Genomic DNA, 20,051 nt, shown 5'->3' with positions numbered 1-20,051 from the left:
TTATGTCTATCAAAATAAAAAATAAGAAAAAAACACTATTTAATGTTGTTTTTTTGTATTTTAAAGCGCTTATTTATGTAATTATTTAATTGTTGTTGCTTTGTTAATTGCAATTTTCATGTTCTCGCATATCGCGAGCAAGGATTCAGTTGCTAGAGGAGTTCATTCATTGCTGAAGCTAAAATACTACTCGGTGTTTATGCTATTTCTTAGTAAGGCTACTTGTTAGTAAAACTAATGCATACGTATTCAGTAGATTGTTTAGCTAGGAATTCTATATTGTTAATCTTGTGTGAATAAGAGGCGCAATAATGAAAAATATAAAACTAAACCAAATTGCAGCGGGTGTGTTGTTAACATCCAGTTGCGTTACACCTGCACATGCAGCTGAAGGCGACCCAACAACATTCGTTCATTTATTCGAGTGGTCTTGGGCAGATGTTGCGACGGAGTGTGAAACATTTTTGGGGCCAAAAGGCTACGCGGCTGTGCAAGTATCGCCACCCAATGAGCATATCACAGGTGATCAATGGTGGACTCGTTATCAGCCAGTCAGTTATGAGATAGCGAGTCGTAGTGGTAGTCGAGCCGAATTTGCCGATATGGTCGCAAGGTGTAAATCTGCCGGAGTAGACATCTATGTTGATGCCGTTATAAACCACATGGCCCATGGCAGCGGCATCGGAGTTGCGGGTAACGCTTTTGGCAACAAACAATATCCTATCTATAGTCCACAAGATTTTCATAGCACCTGTGCAATAAACCCTGAAGACTACGGTAATAATGCATGGCGAGTACAGCACTGCGAACTCGTAGGGCTTCATGATTTAGACACTGATGCGAGCTACGTACAAAATATCCTAGCGGGCTTTTTAAACGATTTACAGTCTCTGGGCGTGGCAGGGTTTAGGTTAGATGCAAGCAAGCACATGCCTGCAAGTGATATTGGCGATGTGTTAGCCAAGTTAAATCAACCAGCGGTCGTTTTCCAAGAGGTGATTGATCAAGGAGGTGAGGCGGTTTCTGCTTCTGAATATCATCAAAATGGCTTAGTCACCGAGTTTAAATACAGCATTAAACTGAGTGAGACATTTAAGCAAGGCAAGTTGGCTTGGTTAAAAAGCTTTGGCGAAGCTTGGGGTATGATGCCAAGTTATAAAGCCGTGGTATTTACAGACAATCATGACAACCAACGCGGGCACGGTGGTGCAGGCTCTATCGTTACCTTTCATGATGATAAACTGTATGATTTAGCAAATGTATTTATGCTGGCATATCCTTATGGTTATCCTAAAGTGATGTCGAGTTACGAGTTTAATGGCGACACCGATGCTGGCGGCCCTTCGGTGCCTGTTCATCAAAACGCTAACCTCAACTGTACTAGTCAACTATGGCAGTGTGAGCATCGTCGCCCAATGATTGCAGGTGCGATGCAGTTTAGAAATCATACTAATGGCAATTGGACGGTGGCAAATTGGTGGGACAATGGTAATAACCAAATTGCATTTTCCCGAGGTGATTCAGGCTTTGTCGCTATTAACCGAGAATCTTCTAGTATGGTTCAAAGCCTGCAAACGGGGCTTGCAGCGGGCACCTATTGTGATGTGCTAAGTGGAGGTATCGGCCAAGGAGACTGCGCGGGTAGAAGCATCGAAGTTGATACCAATGGTTACGCACAAATTAATTTAGCTGCTATGGATGCCTTAGCCATTCATCATCAAAGTAAACTGGCAACACCACCAGAGATTGGTGATTGGCAACGCACATTAGTCTTTATTAAAGCAGAAACTCAATCTGGTCAGGATATGTTCGTCCGAGGTGGCCTTGATCATGCCGCAGCATTGCAGCGCGGGGTTGATTGTAGCGCCGACCCTACGCTTTGCTCTTTACCTGTCAAACATTTGAACATGCGAAACATGACAACTGCGTCTTGGAAAGTGGCTGATAACAGGCTGGATTGGCTAGCGGCTGAAGCAGGGCAGTCTAGTGATGCCCAAGGGAGTCCTCTGGATTGGACAACCAATATGTGGCCTGCTAGCTGGGGCGCGGAAAAGCGTTACGATAGCGATGGTTTTGGCGTCATGTCACTCAATCAATGGGGAGCACATTACTGGTTGCTGGAAGTAGAAATGGACTGTAGCAAAACATTCAACGGTTGGTTTGAAGTAAAAGCATTCGTTAAAAATGGTCAAGGCTGGGAAGGGGATATTAACCAACAAGACACGCCATACACGAGCAATAATCACTTTGCTCAATGCGGGAAATTGAACGTGTTTGAGTTTGGCACAAACTCAGCCTCTATCTCTTCATTATAATAAAGATGGACTAGGGCTAACCTAGTCCAGATTTACATTCCTCTGTTCTGTAAAGATTACATCCAATCAATACACTAATCTTTAATATTTATATATTTCATAAGGTTATATGATGGTATTGATTCTGCATAAGTATCCGCATCTACCTCTACACCAGCAACGTATTGAAGGAGAGAATGATGACGGAGTCAGACAATATTTCAGTCGCGATCTTAGCCACTGACGGGTTCGAACAAAGTGAGCTAATTAAACCTAAGCAGGCGCTTGAAAGCGCTGGATTTAATGTTGATATCATTTCATTAAAAAAGGGAGATATTACCGCTTGGGATGAAGACAATTGGGGTGAGAAAGTCGCCGTTGATTTAACCTTGGATGAAGCCATACCCAGTAAATATGCGGGGCTCGTTTTACCGGGCGGGTTATTCAACCCTGACAGACTAAGGCAGGAAAAATCTGCGGTTAAATTTATACAGGCCTTTTCACAGTTTGGAAATAAGCGTCCAATTGCGGCGATATGCCACGGCCCTTGGCTGTTAATCGAAGCCCAGTTGGTAGAGGGAAAAACGCTTACCTCTTTCCCAAGTATCAAAACCGATCTTAAAAATGCAGGTGCAGACTGGATTGACCTTAAAGTTGCGGTAGACGACAACTTGATCACAAGTCGCAATCCAAATGATCTTGATGCTTTTAATGAAGCAATTATTGAGGCTCTGCAACAAGATACTATCAATTAATCGAAAGAGTGGGTTTGTGCCGTTTCAAGCAGACGCTAATTGATATAAATAAGGAGAAGATAATGTCAGACATAAAGAAAACTTTTTGGGAAGCGCTAGACAGCAGCCCCAATGTGATGATTGGTTTGAGTGATGACAATAATCACCATGAGCTAATGCGAGCACAGTTGGATAAAGACGCCAACGGCGAGTTTTGGTTTTTTACCAGCAAAACAAATCGTATTGCTAAGTGTGGCAAAGCAACCGCACAATTTTCCAGTAAAGGGCATAATGTATTCGCTTGTATTCGCGGACACTTAATCGAAGAAACAAGACAAGACGTACTTGATGCCCATTGGTCAAGGCAGGCAGAGAGTTGGTTTGAAAAGGGTAAAGATGACCCAGAGCTTATCATGCTCCGTTTTGAACTGGACGATGCTGAAATTTGGCATGTTAGCCCTGACTTGAGCGGCTTATTAAAACTAGCCGTGGGCAAAAATGTGGAACCGGAAGAAATGGGTGAGCGAGAAACCATCCGCTTTAGGTAGCTATATCACCCAATGTAAAGAAACAACTAGGGCGCAAAGACGGTACTTGTTTTTGCGCCTTAATTGCTTCCATTCTCTCAAAAATGTTCCCAAACGTATTGTTAGTAGTTTAAATATTTAGGACTTAGGGGAATTCTCTGGACAACGGCTAACGCTGTGATAACAATGAATGTATTGATTTAAAAGTAAGCTGTTTTAGCGAATTCAGGAGTTTACATGGCCACCGAGGGTACCTTTGATAATTGGCAACACGCCTTATCTGCCAGTTACGAGCAATTAATCAATCAACTTGTGACTCATACGCCGCAACTATTGGGTGCGGCACTCATGCTGTTTGTCGGTTGGATAGTGGCCTGGCTATTGAGCAAGCTGACTATTTCGTTATTTAAGCTTTGCAATCGTGCATTGGCGGGTTTAAGTCAACGAGTGCAAACCGAACAAACGCTTCAGCTAAATCTAAAACACGCTCGATTAATAGGGAAAACCGTGTTTTGGGTCACGATGATGTTTTTTATCGCAGCGGCCACATCCAGCCTTGGCTTAAACTTCTTCAGTGATTGGATCTCCTCGCTACTCAGTTATTTACCAAATCTACTCGCTGGGATATTTATTATTGTTGGTGGTTATCTGCTTGGCAATTTGGCCAGTGCTATGGCAAGAGCCGGAGCGCAGTCCGTTGGGTTTGCGCGAGTTGAAGTCGCGGGTAACATAGCCAAGCTCGCGATTCTATTTACCGCAACGGTAATAGGTATTGAGCAATTAGGGATCAATATTCAATTCGTGACCAATATGGTGGTGGTGCTGACAGGCGTATTGTGTGCAGGAGTTGCGTTGGCCTTTGGTCTTGGGAGTCGAGAGCTAATCGCAAATACCGTTGCGGCAAAACAAGCGCTGCGTCACTGTCGAATTAACGATCAAATTGAAATTGCAGGCGTTTCAGGTACGCTCACCGAAATCACAGCAACGATGCTAGTGATTGAAACCCAAAAAGGGAGAACCCTAATACCGGCAAGGCAATTTTTAAAAGAATCGGCACATATTACCGCGACACACAGCCATTCAAGTAAGCAGTAGGGAGGCTCTATGTCAGCGTTAAACCTCAAAATTGCGCAACACTTTTTACAAGAGGAGCCGGCAGGCGCCGCGCGCTTACTTTCTTTGCAAACGCCAGATGTCGCTGCCAAGTTACTAAAAACGTTATCAAATGAAGTTGCTTTAAACGTGCTTAAAGTCATGCAGCCCCGCAGTGCAGCGGAAATTCTGATAACGCAAACGGATGTGGATATTGCGAGATGGCTTGGCAAAATGAAGTTGGCTGATATTGCTGCTATCTTTAGGCATTTACAGGATGAAGAACTTGCCCGTTTTCTTAACCTCATCTCAGTAAGACGACAAACACTCTGTAAGATGTTGATTAGCTACCCTGATTATACTGTGGGAGCATGGGTTGAAACGGACGTATTAATTCTTGAAGAAACAATGACAGTTGAGGAGTCACTGCTGCGCTTAAAAAAACGTGACTATATCGGGTTTACGCTAGTTTATGTGGTAAATCAGCATCGCCATGTGGTGGGTCAGCTATCACTAACTCATTTGCTTCGCAAAGCGCCGCAACAGAAAATTGCAGATTTAATGGATACTCACGTCGTTTCTCTAAGTGGTTATACCGAGTTGCATAGTGCATTGAAATCGCCCGTTTGGGCACAACAAGATCAGGTTGCGGTTGCTAATCGAAGTGGTGATTTTATTGGGGTATTGCCACATCACAGGGTGAGAAGTGCACTTGTCAGAATGGATGAAACACAAGACAAGCCAAGCGAATCTTTAGATTTGTTAGATGCCTACACCAGTTCGTTTGCCAGCATGTTAGATACATTAGTGCCAGTTAAGGTCAGGGGAAATAAGCGATGAGCGTAGCAAAAGATACATTAGATTCAGCGGTAGAGCAGCTCAGTGATGAGTTTTTAAGTAAGTTTCCGCTCAAAAGTGCGCAGCTCCTCGGCACTTTACCTCCAGACGAAGCCGCTGAATTATTACAACAGCAGGCACAACATATCATTTATCGTTTATGGAAATATTTGCCGCCGGGAGCCGCTGAACAAATTTTCCAGCAATTCCCTGTGGAATATCAAGCACAATTTATCGCGAGCCTAGATAGCCATATTGCGGTCGGGCTTTTGAATAAACAGTCGCAGGAGGCGCAGCAGGTACTACTTGCTAAATTAAAGGAGCAGCATTCAACCATAGCGAATGAACTTAGTGAGTTGCTGGTTTTTCCTGAAAATACCGCTGCGAGAATGATGAACAAAAAGGTGCAAGCGTTTTACTCAGATACAACACTACGTGAAGTGCTCGCGCAGCTGAAGCGATTAGACGGTAAAGTGCCAGACGTCATCTACGTATTAAACGAGCAGCAGGATTTAGTGGGCGAGACAACACTCAATATCTTAGTGGGAAGCTCCTTAAGTAAAACCCTAATGCAGGTTGCGACGCCGATCCGAGTCACGCTAAATGTAATGGATCATAAAGATCAGGTCGTGGAAGCGTTTGAAGGGCACAAAGTGCGAGCAATTCCAGTACTTGATGCGCAGCAACAGCTAGTTGGGCAGATCCGATTTTTTGATGCCTATCAGTCAACCAAAGAAGATTTAGCGAGTGATATGCAGACCATGGTAGGTGCGAGTAAAGACGAAAAAGCCCTATCAAGTAGTTGGTTTGCAGTAAAGAAACGGCTTCCGTGGTTACAAATTAACTTGTTAACCGCATTTGCAGCCGCTGCCGTAGTGGGGGCATTTGAGGGATTGATTGCTCAAGTTACCGCTTTAGCTATTTTGCTGCCAGTAGCGGCTGGGCAGTCGGGTAACGCAGGGGCTCAAGCTTTGGCTGTAACGATGCGAGGCTTAACACTACGAGAAATTTCAACGCGACACTGGTATCAGGTGATGCTAAAAGAAATGATGGTTGGGCTGTTAAATGGCATAGCAATAGCGGTTACTTGTGGCATTGGCGTATATTTGTGGAGTCAATCACTCGGCCTTGCACTTGTTATTGCGCTGGCGATGATATCGTCTCTTGTCATTGCGGGAAGCTCAGGTGCCATTGTACCAATAGCATTGAAAAAATTTGGACTCGACCCTGCGCAATCTTCATCAATTGTACTTACGACAATTACAGATATAGCGGGTTTTATGTCATTTTTGGGGATTGCGTTGTTACTGTCAGATATGTTGCCGAAAGGCTAAGTGAGGAGTGGTAAAATTCGTAGAGCTAGTGCCTGCACTAGCTCTGAGCAATACGTATTAGTTAACTACTACGTTGCTTGCTTGAGGACCTTTCTGGCCTTCTTCAACTGTGAAAGACACTGATTGGCCTTCAGTTAAAGTTTTGAAACCGTCAGAAACGATAGCACGGAAATGTACGAATACGTCTTTACCGCCGTTTTCTTGAGTGATGAAACCAAAACCTTTCTCTTCGTTGAACCACTTAACTGTGCCGTTTACTGTGTTAGACATAATTGAAACCTTTTTCAAAAAATTAAATATGTGGTGAAAATCACCGATAAAGCGATAGATAAAACTTAGCTAGTAACGCATTGGTATATCTATAAACGACTTTTTAAAAAAAAGAGTATCAAGAAAAAACAGTGCAGCAGTAGTAAGTGCTCTAAGTATCTAAAGCCTGCATATAGTATAGCGTTCTGACGGCGCTGTCCAATGAAGTTTGCAACTTTTTTGTTTAAAAAGTGAGCGAAAATGAATTTTGAGCGGATTTATTAGTGTAACTTTGATTGGAATGGACGAATTTAAGTTAAGTATGTGTTTGCCTGCCTAATCGAATAGAAGGACTTACTACATCATCTTTTAAAACATTACCAACTTTAATCTTACGTTAATTTTTGTACGTTTAGGCTTTTGATTCATTCTTGATTAAGGCAACGATTTTGTGTGCTACATCAGGAAACAAATAAAGACTAACAAGGAGTGTGTTATGAGCTTTATCGCGGCAGTAAAAGGTAAAGAACCAGATTCAATTCAGTACGATCAAGATGCCATGTCAGCAACGCTTCGAGTAGGTGGGAGCGTGTCGTGGCGACATAATAATCCTGCATTGTTAAAGCTTACTATCGCAGCGAAAAATAATGGTGCCATTGGCTGTGTAAATGGGATAGCCGTATTTCCTGACAAAGCCAGCGGTGAAAACGCATTTATAGACGAGATTGCGCGCGCTAAATATGGCGATATGATGTTGGGTGAAATGATAACCGAGTTTGTCAGTGACTATATTGTCCCACCGCCCAAGTGGAACGACGAAAAAAACGAGCCAATTTTACCTCATCTAGAGCCAGAAACTGGCATGGATATGCACATGCCCATTGACAACCCTCGGGCATTTTTAGATTTGGTTGAGCGCAAAATAGGATGGCAAGCTGGCACTGAGGAACAAATTGAAAAAGATGTAGATAGCGAAGCACAACAAGTCGGTATCGTAAGCGGCCAAAACGTATTAATTAATGGTCGCACCGCAGTCCATAAAGACAGTGGTGGCATGCTAAATACCATAGATGTGTGCTGGACTAAGATTGGTAAAGTTGTTGTGCCAATTCCTTATAGCAATCTCGCCAAATCAGGTGATGCAGCGAGCACGGCAAGCTCGGTAAAAATTAATGGCAACCCTGCAGCCAATATAAAAAGTAACTTTTCAAAAAGCACAGGTGACCAACCCGGTAAAAAGAAAGGCATTGCCAGTGGCACAATCAAAGGCAAAGCAGAGTTTATTACCAGCTCTTTTGATGTGTATATCGAAGGAAAACCCGCCGTTCGCCAAGGAGATCTTATGATCTCTAACAGTAAAAACACGCCACCTTCTCCCTTGAATCAACCGGGCGGTGCGACCCCTAGCTCACTGTCAGTGGCGAAAAGAGATGCAACGGGCACTGAACAAGATCCAATCCAAAGTGCCAGCGGGTTCAAGAACGAAGGCGGTTACAGCCTTATCTCACAAGGAAGCGCAGTTGTGAAACAAGGTGCAAGTAAACAGCAAAATAAGCTAGAGCAAGGAGGACAATAAAGCATGGGAACGCATATCTTAAAAACCGAACTCAGTGACGAGCATACTCCCTGTACTTTAGAGCAACAATTACCTGGGATTGATGGTAACGACTGTGTTATACCACTTGGTTTTGCTGAAATTCAACGGGCGTCAACACCCAAACCCATTGACCAGATCCCTTTTGCTGAGTCAGTCGAGCTACGTGTATTTTCAGACGCATCACTTGATATCAATAAAGCAAAGGCACCTGAATACGTGCCTATGTTTAAAGATCAAAAAGAATTTCAAGAAGATGAGCCGGTTGGTTACTACTACTTTTTTGTTAATGGTTATTTGTGGCGCGAAATAGCCGCTATTGCAGAGGGCTTGCTTAGTGAAGTTGACCTTCGCGAGCATCACGGTCAAAACTTCAGGCCCAACAACGGCATGTATATGCCAAGACTCATGATGCCAATTCGCGCAAAAGGCCTCTTCTCAGACGCAACTTCAGTTGAAACTATGACTTATCAAGTTGCCTTTTCACGCGTGCAATGGTCGTGGGATTACATCAGCGCACTGGGTGATATGAAGCCAGATGACAGCCGCTTTGATAAAAAGCCAATGACGTCAAAGTGCCCAAACGAAGGAAAAGCCTCGACCTATCGTAGCGAGCGCATGCAAACTATCGACTTTTCATCAGCCCCCAACTGGGACAATATTGAAAACCTAAAAGCCAATGAAGACGGTGAACCCTGTATTTATTTGCATGATGTTTTGGGGATAGCGCAAAAATATTATTTAGAAGGGGAAGCTGCATTACATAGCCTGAGAAATAGACAAACTGAGCTGTCTAAAAATGGGTTTCAAAAGTCAGCATTAATTGCTCATAAGCTCCTTTTTGATGAGTCACTCTATGAAATTGATTACACAAAAATGAGAAACAGACTCGCAACAAACTTATATGAACAGAATGACAGTACTTCTAAAGTGCTCAGAAAGGCAGCAGCCTTAGTATCTGAGGATAAGTTAGAGCAATATCTTCTAGGCGAAAAACCACAAGAAGTTGTTAACGAATTGCAGTCAATAATTGATGCTAGAAATAACTTGTATGATATCTACAATAGAAAAATTGAGGCTCAGAACACTACACTTTCTAATCTTTGTTCTAGAAATAATATTGCGAGCCCGCCTACCCAAAAGTCTGTACTAATCGATTTTAGTACACTTGAACAATCGGCTTTTGATGATGGACTAGGACTCACATCCGAACATTTTTTACTATTAACTATGCCAGATGATTCTATACCTTTATACATTGATTCAATGGTAAATAAAAAAGAGTTAACACGAATCAGAAAAGACCTACAGCTTCAACAGAGTAAAGCGCTAGAGTTTGTATGGCAAAATTTTGACAATGAGAGTAGCTTTTTTAATGTTCTATTTTGTGCTCATCCAGATGCTTACGGAGATATGCTCAAGAGCTCCATTTATGACGAAGAATTAATTTCCTCTGAGCTTGGCGAATTCACACCGAAAAAGTTTAAAAGTGATATCCAAGGTAATCAGCACATCAATATGGGAGGATCCATTTTTAATATTGCTAAAGGAGGAGTTGATATTTCACTAAAGGGTGTACAAGAGTACGTCGCACTTCAGCAACAGTTAGCTGTACTGAAATTTGAGAAGATCCCACCTAGTGAAAGACTATTACATATTGTTGGTGCAACGATAAAAGCGAGGTCTCCAAGTTGGTTTGGTGAACTAGAGATTCACTCTTTAGGAGCGATACCAAACGATAGAATCGCAATTACTAAAGAATTCGTTGATTTGCCTGTTTTGCAGAAACTTGTCACGGGCGAGGCAAAAAAACCTTTTCAGCGGATACTCAGACAGGCAAGTAACGGAAAGCAAGCAAATATAGCAAAAAGAGATCTTGAAGTTGTTGCTGGTGCATTAAAGCTAAAAATTAAAGGGCCTGGAAACAAACCTCACAATGCTGAAATGTTAAAAAAGACCAAAGAGGTTATTATAGCTTTAGCACTGAGAGTTTCAGATATTAAGGAGGTTCAAGACACTGTGCTCAGAGGTAAAAGTGCGCTTACCATGCCAAAAACGTCACTGTATAAAGGTGGATTTGCTTTTAATGTGGCACAAGAATTAGGCGGAGACTATTCCATTAATGGAATATCCTCTACAAAAGCAAACTTAGGTGCTCAGCTTATAAATAAATCTGTTGCCCATATTGTTTTTATGTTGGTTTCTTACAGTACCTACCTTGCTTATTCAGACTATAAAAAAAACTTTGAAGGCAAAGGGGAGAGTTATGAGAACGAAAAAAATGTCGCGATAATTGGGGCTCAAATAGCAGCATCCGCTTCTCTTTTTAATGCAATTAATCAGGTTAAAGAAGTTGAACATGCTATTAAAATTCGTAGCTCAATATTATTGTTTACAAAGCTTAGGTTGTTTAGTGGAGTTGTCGGGTTTGTAGGAACTGACATATTATTAAAAGACGCCTTGAAGCTTATAGAGAGGAATGACACTGTAGCGGGTACGACAATGTTGATAGCTTCTGGCGTGACATTCTCTTCGGCGATGTATGGTATATTTGCTGCCAAATTAGGTCCGGTAGGTTGGGCTTTACTCGTCGGAAGTATAATAACTACAATAGTAGCTGAGTCATTAATCGAGTCAAAGTTAGAAATTTGGGCTAAAAATGGTCCCTTCTCAAAGTCTGGTGAAAATCTACCAGCTTTTATAAACCCTGAAAAGTATCATAATTATGTCAACTCTATACTTTTTGAGCCGAAAGTCTCAATATCCAACTTAGGAGACAATGCTTATTTGGTTAAGGTGTTAACACCAAGGTTTGAGATTGGGGTGTCTGATTTGAGTCTAGTTGTTAATTATGAGTATCGACATAAAGTGACACTTAATAAGCATAAAGGAACATGGGTTTATGGAACTCAAGATTATACTCCTACTTTTTCTAAAGAAAATGAGCACGTTTCAGGTGACTTCTATTTCAAGATTCCAGATGATGTAACTAGCATTAGTATAAGTCCTAAGTTGATTTTAGATAATTATATGACTCTCCCTATAGATTATGAAAGTTATGAGACCGGTGGAGGTTACTGAAAGTGAGACGTACACGATATAATGGTTTTTTTAAAGAGTGTAATATACTGTACCTTATGGGGCCGAAAGAAAAGGGAGTAGCCTTACTTAATGATGAAACTGATGGAAAGATTTTTCAAACGATCCAGCGGGAAATGTGGCGATTTCACTTAGTGTTAGATGAAGGGGGGTTTAAACGGTTTTTGATGTTTTTACCTCTAGGTTTATGCGGTGGACTATGGTTTCTCTTGTTATTTAATATTGTGTTGTATTTTTTTTCGGAAGATATCACTAATGAAGGGTTAATTGAACTTTTTTCTGGGCGATTTTTATTTAACTTAGTTATTTCGCTTTTTTTACTGAATATTTATCCATACTTTTTGAGAATGTTGGGGCATAAATATGCCTACTTCGATAGAGTTAAACAAACCGTTAGTTTTAGTTTTGATGTTGGCTCAGACGAGCTGGATGAGTTTGGCAATCAGTGTTTTCCATGGCTGGATATAGAAGCGGAAATTTTTGAGCAAATTGGCGATATGGGAGTCCCACGTTTTTTTGTCCGTTTAGTGCACAAAGATCGTGATAAATACCCAAAGGTAAACCTTTGTATGGATGTTGTGGGAATACAAAACTCAGCTATGTACTGTCATTTAAGGTGGGAGTTGATTATCCGACATATGGATAATACTAAACCATTACCAGATATTCCTATTTATGAGCTTGATAGAAGCAAAGATGATTTGACGAGGGAGTTTGATAAGCAAAACAATCGACCAAAGCTTTTTTGGGCTGGGTTTAGTTTGGGAGAGCAGAGTCGATTAAAACGACTTTATGAAGAAGACGCTGCAGATTTTAACTTCACTTACGGCCCTGAACGTGAGGAAATTGTAAAGCCTTGGTTAAAGTGGAAACCAGATCTGACTCAAGAGCAGGTCAATAAAAAGCAAAGCTTTATAAAAGTCGCGTTAATACAGATTCTAACAGGGTTACCATAACGGTTGCTACAGCTTTTTCAGGGAGGAAAATAGTGAACATACTTCAGAAAAATAGTTTCTTTAATCGATTTTTTAGCGAGCATAGCTTTAAAGGTGGGGTGAATAGAGAGCGGTGTGGGCTAGCGTTTTATAAAAAGTTTTACGCTCCTAAGAGTGAAGTTTTCTTCAAGTTAAATTCTAGGTATTTATATAAAGCAAAGGGTGATGATATTCTTTTCTTTTTACTGTGTATACCAGGAGGGTTGTCTTTTTATTTTTGGTTTATCCTTGTTCTTAATTCACTTGTTGCATTATTTTCTGAAGAGGATTTTACGTGGTATATTGTCTGTCTAATTCCTATATATTCTTTCTTCGTGGTTAACTTATTGGGGCTGTTCTATGACCGAATGCCTATTAGAGGCGCTTATTTTGACCGTATAGAGCAAAAAGTAAGTTTTACATGGAAAATAGGAAATGCTGAAGAGCTTGAAGAGCTTGATGAGTTTGGCAATCCAATATTTGATTGGGATGACATAGAGTGCATAATTAAAAATGAGCTAGGTGCTTTAGGTTTGATGAAAGCGTTTATTGAAATCAGGCATAAAGATGTAGAACGTTACCCAAATGCGAAATTGACATTATCAGTTAATGGAGATACATCAAACCCAGTACGATGCTTTTTGGAATGGGAGTCGATTGTTAGGCATATGCAGCAAGATAAACCTTTACCTGATACACCGGAGTACGAGTTGTATCGAGAGTTGGATCCAACCACTAAGTCTTTTGATGAAAGCAATGGTCGACCAAAAGGCTTTTGGACACAATTCAGCCTTGAACAGCAAAGAGAAATTGAGGAGCAAATATTTCAGGAGGCTTTAAAGTTTGACTGGTCTGAGGGCAAAGTTCAACCAGAAATTACAAAACCGTGGGAAGTATGGACCCCTGACCCCAAACGGCCACCCAAGCCAAGAGGTATGTTCACCATGATAATGTTACAGCTAGTACTTTGCTATCCGGAATAGGGTTTATAGTTATAACTGGCTTCAGACTTGATGCCAATGACTGCCAAATTAATCGTATGGATGTATGGTAGGAATTAATCATAATAAGTGGTTCTTTGTTGACTAAAAAGTTAAGAAAATTAAGGAATTAAAAATATAAGGATATTAAAAAATTAAAAATATAAGGATATTAAAGAATTAAAAATATAAGGGCATTAAGGGATTAAAAGTATAAGGAGATTTATGCTTGATTCTTTTCATTACAATTACTACTTAAATGTTAATACTTTTGGGTTTTATAAAAAAAGAGCTGGAGTGTGCTTTACAGCAGATATGATAACGGGTATCAGTGGTAAGCGATTTAATAAGCCGCATCGTTTTAAAACCTGCACTAGCGGTAACTCGCTTGTTAGAGTGGTACTATTAAGCCCTTTTCTTATCTCATTAACATGTATGATTATATTTGTAGGTACAATGCTCGTCGCTCTCTTTTCGGGAGAGCTTCAAGCTTACCATTTGCAGCTAATAGCGCTACTAATGGTGATAAATTTAGTATTGGTTAATCTTACTCCATATTTGTCTACTTTCGTTGGAGAAAAATGCGTCTACTTCGACAGAGTAAATCAAAAAGTATCATTTACTTTGGATATACCTCATTGTACTGAGCGAGATGAGTTCGGGAATTGTTGCTTTGATTACTCAGAGATAAACTTACGCTATCAACGTGTTTATACCAATGAATATGGTGCAATGACATACGCACCAATAATCAGCCATAAAGATGGACAGAAGTTCCCAAAAGCCAAAATTACCGCCATCGTAAATGAAAATGGAAGGACGCCGATAGAATGCCTTATGTTATTTGAAGATATCCGCCGCTTTATGGATAAAAGTAAACCACTTCCTGAATCGCCAGAATATGAGGGGTTTAGGCATCTAGATCCAGTTACAGCGGAGCATGATAAAGTGATAGGAAGACCTGCGAGCTATTGGAGCGAGATGTCACTCGAACAGCAGTTAGAGATAGCGAATAAAATATATGAACCAATCTACGAGCTTAATGAGGAGTTTCCTAAAAAGCCACTGCCGGAGATGAAAGAGCCGTGGAAGCACTGGAAACCAGATGGTAAAAAAGGAGAGGGTGAAGGTTTGAAGCGTGAGTTCTTACTAATCGCCATGCAATTATTTACGGCAAAACCAATGTAAAAGCTGGTGATGATATTAGTATGAGAAGTACACGTTATAATGGTTTTTTTAGGACTTTCGACTTTAGGTTCTCTTCTAACAATGAAAACAATGGCTTGGCTTTTTTTAGTAACCCTGAGCATGATAAGGTATATTCAAAAGTAGAATCTGAAAAGTGGCGGTATCATATTGTTTTAAAAGAAAATGATGGGAGGAAGTTTTTTGATTTTCTTCCTCTTGCGTTGTGTCTCACTCTTTGGGGATATCTCGCATTCACCTTGATATTTAACATCTTTTCTTTTGAGGTTTCTAGAAAAGAGTACTTTGAAAGCTTCCTTCAACTTTTCTTCACTAATTTATTTTTTTCTCTCTTTTTCTTAAATGTTTACCCACTATTTTTAAATAAAATTGAACGTAGATACGCCTACTTCGATAGAGTTAAACAAACCGTTAGTTTTAGTTTTGATGTTGGCTCAGACGAGCTGGATGAGTTTGGCAATCAGTGTTTTCCATGGCTGGATATAGAAGCGGAAATTTTTGAGCAAATTGGCGATATGGGAGTCCCACGTTTTTTTGTCCGTTTAGTGCACAAAGATCGTGATAAATACCCAAAGGTAAACCTTTGTATGGATGTTGTGGGAATACAAAACTCAGCTATGTACTGTCATTTAAGGTGGGAGTTGATTATCCGACATATGGATAATACTAAACCATTACCAGATATTCCTATTTATGAGCTTGATAGAAGCAAAGATGATTTGACGAGGGAGTTTGATAAGCAAAACAATCGACCAAAGCTTTTTTGGGCTGGGTTTAGTTTGGGAGAGCAGAGTCGATTAAAACGACTTTATGAAGAAGACGCTGCAGATTTTAACTTCACTTACGGCCCTGAACGTGAGGAAATTGTAAAGCCTTGGTTAAAGTGGAAACCAGATCTGACTCAAGAGCAGGTCAATAAAAAGCAAAGCTTTATAAAAGTCGCGTTAATACAGATTCTAACAGGGTTACCATAACGGTTGCTACAGCTTTTTCAGGGAGGAAAATAGTGAACACACTTCAGAAAAATAGTTTCTTTAATCGGTTTTTTTGTGAAAATAGCTTTAAAGGTGGGCTAAGTAAAAATAGGCATGGTTTGGCAGTTTATAGAAAGTTTTACACTCCAAAATTGGATGTGTATTTAAATACTAATGAACGCTACTTTTATGAAGAAAAGCCTAGTAGCACAACCTTTTTTCTATTTTATTTACCATGCGGTATTTCCTTTGCTATTTGGGTCTTGCTACTTTTGAACTTTCTTGTTGTTATTTTTACTGACGGAAGTTTCTACTGGCCGATCCTATTGATAATTCCAATATACTCCTTTATAGCGGTTAATTTTTTAGGCTTAACATATGATCGTGTCAAGTTTAAAGGAGCTTATTTTGACCGCAAAGATCAAAAAGTCAGCTTTACGTGGAAGATAGAAAACGCTAGTGAATTTGATCGATTTGGTAATCCAACATTCGATTGGAAAGACATTGAATGTCACACTAAAAATGAATTTGCTGTTTTAGGTATTATGAAAGCGTTTATTGAAATTAGACATAAAAATTTAGATCTTTACCCTAATGCAAAACTTACAATAAATGCCTCTGGTGATACATCAAACCCAGTACGATGTTTTATGGAGTGGGAGTCGATTGTTAGGCATATGCAGCAAGATAAACCTTTACCTGATACACCGGAGTACGAGTTGTATCGAGAGTTGGATCCAATCACTAAGTCTTTTGATGAAAGCAATGGTCGACCAAAAGGCTTTTGGACACAATTCAGCCTTGAACAGCAAAGAGAAATTGAGGAGCAAATATTTCAGGAGGCTTTAAAGTTTGACTGGTCTGAGGGCAAAGTTCAACCAGAAATTACAAAACCGTGGGAAGTATGGACCCCTGATCCCAAACGGCCACCCAAGCCAAGAGGTATGTTCACCATGATAATGTTACAGCTAGTATTTTGCTATCCGGAATAGGTGTTGTGGATAGCTTTTAACTTCTGATGCTTTTATCGAGCCTTTAACTACTTGTACCTGTTGATCTCGACCCGGATCACCCCATCTTCGGGCGTTGAATTAAAATAGAAGGGGTGATCTTGCCAGCGTTCATCACTCCCAAATATTTCACCAACAGCCGCTGCGGTTTCGATTGGTTCGTCTTTATTGATATATATATCCACTCTACAGGCCGTTTCACGGCAATCAATATTAGTTACGCGCAGCTTGTTTAGGATTTCGTTTTCCATGAAAAAATAATGAATTTGATCGGAAAATTCGAATGCCCAGGTTTCGTCTACAGATTGCTCGTTAAACCCTTTATCTTTTGAAGGCGTGATTGTTCTTTCGTCACTTTCTTTAGGTGTTTTAATTTCAGTATATTGGTTAGTGCTATTCTCATCTGCAAACTTACCAGTAGGCTTTGGCTTGCTGATAGCTACTTCTTCTAGGTGGGGCTTTACATTGTCGGAAGCCTTAATGTTGCTGGAGAGAGCAGCGATACGCTCTTCCAAATTATCTCGCTCAAGCTCTAAGTCTGAGATTACCGTATTCAAATAGATAGAGTAAGCAGCTAATAAAATAGTCCCTATTGCTGTAAGGTATCGCATAGTAAATCCTTGTTTATTTTGTAATTATTGTATTTTTAATAGTTTTTATATCATTCAGTCATAGTAAACGGAACTGAGCTAATAGTGTTTTAGTTTCTAAACTATCAAATTGCCCACCAATATGCAGTATGTGTTGGCTAGATTTGTTAAAGATAAAAAGCTCATCAAAACTACGAGTGTTGTTGGTCAGCGATACGGCCAGCCAGTCTCCAGTGTTAAATATGGCAATGTCGTTAATAGAAGCTCATGGACTTGATAGGCAATATTGTAATCAATGGCTGGCTTATCTTTGTTTTTCAATGCGATAAAATAAGACGCAAGATCAAGTTCATACTTGCTATGTAGACCACCGGTAATATTCTCAGCCGTTTGTAACTGAAAAATGAGTTCGCCATGCTCCGTTGTAACGGTGAACGAGGGGTTTGGGCTTAACGCTGGCAATAGATGATAACTAGATACCTAACAACAAAAGCCATTACGGCTTTTGTTGTTGATCTGTTTTATGTATTACCTCATCGCTGTCATCTTCATCATCGTCTTCCTGTTCGGGCCGTTGATTTTCTACAAAAATGGTGGCGAGTAAGATAGTTACAACACAAGAAAGTAGAATACTTTTTGCGTAGGGGTAACTTTTGTAAACCCAATTCCAGCTCCAGAAGGGCTTAGCCGTTGCCTCTGAGACGCCAAAGATATAATCCATATTTCTCAGTAAGTGCTCACCTAAAACAAGTAAATCCACCACGATAAAAGCTAAGTAGACACCATATAAAAGGATATCTGCATGAGTGGTGTAAATGTATTGCCATTTCTTTGGTTGAAAACGTTTAACAAATTGAAGCGAAAATCGAACTCGGTATTTAAGAATGTAAAAAACGATAAGATCTAGAATGAGAGCTGATAGATATATTAGGCTATTTACCTGATATGGTTGTTCGCCTGTTTCCAGAGTCGCGGAAAAAGTCGAGAATGTGTAATATTCAATAAGGAGAGTTGTCGAAATTAGTGCAACCAAATGCTTCATGTTTTCTTGATACTTAATGAGCAATGTCACAAGCAGCAAAACTCCAATGATTGCAAAGTGAATATGGTCGACAAACTTAATGTGAACGTATGATAGAAGAATTGAAAATACGACCAAAAAAAGTAAAAAATAGTTTGAGATATTCATCATTAAACCTGTGTTGTGAGAGCTGTTGGCGTAGTGCGATACGAGTTATACATTTCAACATTTTCCCCCTCTGCTCTAGGATCTTTTACTTGCGCGCCAGTACTTCCCCCCACAATTTTTGCTAGCTGTGCGGCATTTAACTCCGCACCATACACAAATGGACTGGTAGCTCGGTTGGTTGAAGTCGCTGATGCGACTTGTTCTCCCTCAGTTCTAGGGTCTTTAAACAGTGCACCAGTACTCCCACCTACAATTTTTACCAGTTGTGTGGCATTTAAAGTATGTTGAGTCAATGCTGGAGCTGTTTTACCGCAGATTAGTTCTGCCGATCCAGATTGTTTTTGCTCCGCTCTTGGATCCTTTATCAGTGCACCAGTGCTTCCCCCTACAATTTTCGCCAGCTGTGTGGCATTTAAAGTATGTTGAGTCAATGCTGGAGCTGTTTTGCTGCGGATTAATTCACCGTTTTTTTCAACTCCGCGTGGATCATCGTATCGGTCCATACCAGAGCCACCGCTAACTTTGTGCTGCTCTTGTGCATTAAGTATTAAGGGAGTTGCATTGTTAATCCGCTCACCTCGTGGATCTTTATAATGGTCTAAACCCGAACCACCCACTATTCGGTACAGTTGTGACTCCGCCATAGTATTACCGTTGCGATGGCACTGAGTTGCTACAGCGCTTTGTTTGTTACGACTAGCGTGATTAAGTAAGCGCACGCGAGTGCCTTGTTTTATTTTACTCACAAGTTGTTTTATCGTGATAAAGCAAAAGGTTAGTATGCCTGCTGTCACATTTTTGAATAGCTGCATGTTGATTTCCCTTCAGGATTATTTTCGGTGTTTTGGTTAGCACTACTCTATCGCGAAACATCAAAAATGAGAATAACTTGTTGCTTATTTTGTAAACAAGTGAAACTAAAGATGTTGTATTAAAAGGTGGATGTTAACACACTAATCTTCCTGACCTTTTCGGTTTTTGCGTTTTTTTGCAGGAGAAGGGCTTTCTCGCCAGAGCTTTACGTCTTGCATCTTTGTGCGTAGGTCCATAAAGTAGTCTGTAATTGGATTAACATCCATACCACAGTATGTACTCCATTCTAAAAAGTACTCGAATGAAAATTTCCGAATACCTTTTTCATATTCTTCATAGGTTTGTCGCCGGATCCCTACTAAGTCAGCCATCTGCTGGGTGGTTTTATCAGCCGACATGCGCAGTCTTCGAAGATCATCACCTGTACACTTAAATCGGGTTCTGCCCACTCACTTAATCCTTTTTCACTCGGGCTCGCGGATATGCGAAAGTTAAATTTTAACGCCGTTACTGTTTCTATTTTGTAAAATTTGGATTGTAACCGCATGTACCAAA

General features: G+C 40.4%; 19 protein-coding genes. 13 read left to right on the top strand and 6 right to left on the bottom strand.

Annotated elements, in window-relative coordinates; genetic code table 11:
• The first annotated feature begins 311 nt into the window (after nucleotides 1-311).
• The 6 genes from GSF13_RS02695 (at nucleotide 312) to GSF13_RS02670 (ending at nucleotide 6,818) form a co-directional block, all read left to right on the top strand.
• Nucleotides 312-2,315, top strand: coding sequence for an alpha-amylase family protein (locus GSF13_RS02695; protein WP_211865024.1), 2,004 nt, complete (start codon nucleotides 312-314; stop codon nucleotides 2,313-2,315).
• A 179-nt stretch (nucleotides 2,316-2,494) separates the two neighbouring features.
• Nucleotides 2,495-3,049, top strand: coding sequence for a type 1 glutamine amidotransferase domain-containing protein (locus tag GSF13_RS02690; protein ID WP_102058483.1), 555 nt, complete (start codon nucleotides 2,495-2,497; stop codon nucleotides 3,047-3,049).
• Between the two features lie 62 nt (nucleotides 3,050-3,111).
• Nucleotides 3,112-3,576: a pyridoxamine 5'-phosphate oxidase family protein gene (locus tag GSF13_RS02685; RefSeq protein ID WP_211865022.1), complete on the top strand. Its 465-nt coding sequence runs from the start codon at nucleotides 3,112-3,114 to the stop codon at nucleotides 3,574-3,576.
• Nucleotides 3,577-3,792: 216 nt separating this feature from the next.
• Complete coding sequence (locus GSF13_RS02680) at nucleotides 3,793-4,650, top strand: mechanosensitive ion channel domain-containing protein (protein WP_102058484.1); 858 nt, start codon at nucleotides 3,793-3,795, stop codon at nucleotides 4,648-4,650.
• Nucleotides 4,651-4,659: 9 nt separating this feature from the next.
• Nucleotides 4,660-5,487 (top strand): magnesium transporter, encoded by an 828-nt coding sequence (locus GSF13_RS02675; protein WP_174169440.1) that lies wholly within the window; start codon nucleotides 4,660-4,662, stop codon nucleotides 5,485-5,487.
• Entirely contained in the window at nucleotides 5,484-6,818 is a 1,335-nt protein-coding gene (locus tag GSF13_RS02670; protein ID WP_211865020.1) for a magnesium transporter, read from the top strand. The genes GSF13_RS02675 and GSF13_RS02670 overlap by 4 nt, the downstream gene beginning before the upstream one ends.
• A 57-nt stretch (nucleotides 6,819-6,875) precedes the next feature.
• Here GSF13_RS02670 and GSF13_RS02665 read toward each other — a convergent pair whose 3' ends face one another.
• A complete protein-coding gene (locus GSF13_RS02665) occupies nucleotides 6,876-7,088 on the bottom strand; it encodes a cold-shock protein (RefSeq protein ID WP_010369631.1) in 213 nt (70 codons plus the stop codon).
• Between the two features lie 475 nt (nucleotides 7,089-7,563).
• Between GSF13_RS02665 and GSF13_RS02660 the strand changes: the two genes are divergently transcribed.
• The 7 genes from GSF13_RS02660 to GSF13_RS02630 all read left to right on the top strand — a co-directional run bounded on the left by GSF13_RS02660 (nucleotide 7,564) and on the right by GSF13_RS02630 (nucleotide 16,886).
• Nucleotides 7,564-8,643, top strand: coding sequence for a DUF4150 domain-containing protein (locus GSF13_RS02660; protein WP_211865018.1), 1,080 nt, complete (start codon nucleotides 7,564-7,566; stop codon nucleotides 8,641-8,643).
• A 3-nt stretch (nucleotides 8,644-8,646) separates the two neighbouring features.
• Nucleotides 8,647-11,742 carry a hypothetical protein gene (locus GSF13_RS02655; RefSeq protein ID WP_211865016.1) on the top strand — a complete coding sequence of 1,032 codons (3,096 nt, stop codon included), beginning with the start codon at nucleotides 8,647-8,649 and terminating at the stop codon, nucleotides 11,740-11,742.
• A 56-nt stretch (nucleotides 11,743-11,798) separates the two neighbouring features.
• Nucleotides 11,799-12,716, top strand: coding sequence for a hypothetical protein (locus tag GSF13_RS02650; RefSeq protein WP_211865015.1), 918 nt, complete (start codon nucleotides 11,799-11,801; stop codon nucleotides 12,714-12,716).
• 32 nt (nucleotides 12,717-12,748) lie between these two features.
• Nucleotides 12,749-13,717, top strand: coding sequence for a hypothetical protein (locus tag GSF13_RS02645; protein ID WP_211865013.1), 969 nt, complete (start codon nucleotides 12,749-12,751; stop codon nucleotides 13,715-13,717).
• Nucleotides 13,718-13,939: 222 nt separating this feature from the next.
• Nucleotides 13,940-14,902 carry a hypothetical protein gene (locus tag GSF13_RS02640; protein WP_211865012.1) on the top strand — a complete coding sequence of 321 codons (963 nt, stop codon included), beginning with the start codon at nucleotides 13,940-13,942 and terminating at the stop codon, nucleotides 14,900-14,902.
• A 20-nt stretch (nucleotides 14,903-14,922) separates the two neighbouring features.
• Complete coding sequence (locus GSF13_RS02635; RefSeq protein WP_211865010.1) at nucleotides 14,923-15,894, top strand: hypothetical protein; 972 nt, start codon at nucleotides 14,923-14,925, stop codon at nucleotides 15,892-15,894.
• 32 nt (nucleotides 15,895-15,926) lie between these two features.
• Complete coding sequence (locus GSF13_RS02630) at nucleotides 15,927-16,886, top strand: hypothetical protein (RefSeq protein ID WP_211865009.1); 960 nt, start codon at nucleotides 15,927-15,929, stop codon at nucleotides 16,884-16,886.
• A gap of 47 nt (nucleotides 16,887-16,933) precedes the next feature.
• Here GSF13_RS02630 and GSF13_RS02625 read toward each other — a convergent pair whose 3' ends face one another.
• The 5 genes from GSF13_RS02625 to GSF13_RS02605 form a co-directional block, all read right to left on the bottom strand.
• The gene (locus GSF13_RS02625; RefSeq protein WP_211865008.1) at nucleotides 16,934-17,515 is read right to left on the bottom strand and encodes a hypothetical protein; all 582 of its coding nucleotides are present in this window, start codon (nucleotides 17,513-17,515) and stop codon (nucleotides 16,934-16,936) included.
• A 186-nt stretch (nucleotides 17,516-17,701) separates the two neighbouring features.
• Entirely contained in the window at nucleotides 17,702-17,956 is a 255-nt protein-coding gene (locus tag GSF13_RS02620; protein ID WP_211865991.1) for a hypothetical protein, read from the bottom strand.
• Nucleotides 17,957-17,990: 34 nt separating this feature from the next.
• Entirely contained in the window at nucleotides 17,991-18,566 is a 576-nt protein-coding gene (locus tag GSF13_RS02615; RefSeq protein WP_158299159.1) for a hypothetical protein, read from the bottom strand.
• A 119-nt stretch (nucleotides 18,567-18,685) separates the two neighbouring features.
• Nucleotides 18,686-19,495 (bottom strand): hypothetical protein, encoded by an 810-nt coding sequence (locus GSF13_RS02610; RefSeq protein WP_211865006.1) that lies wholly within the window; start codon nucleotides 19,493-19,495, stop codon nucleotides 18,686-18,688.
• A 141-nt stretch (nucleotides 19,496-19,636) separates the two neighbouring features.
• Nucleotides 19,637-19,894 carry a helix-turn-helix transcriptional regulator gene (locus GSF13_RS02605; RefSeq protein ID WP_217448608.1) on the bottom strand — a complete coding sequence of 86 codons (258 nt, stop codon included), beginning with the start codon at nucleotides 19,892-19,894 and terminating at the stop codon, nucleotides 19,637-19,639.
• Nucleotides 19,895-20,051 lie beyond the last annotated feature (157 nt).

This window comes from Pseudoalteromonas sp. M8, from assembly GCF_018141365.1.
Taxonomy (GTDB): Bacteria; Pseudomonadota; Gammaproteobacteria; order Enterobacterales; family Alteromonadaceae; genus Pseudoalteromonas.
The sequence above is the reverse complement of the archived record's forward strand: the minus strand, read 5'-3'. Positions and strand labels throughout refer to the sequence as shown.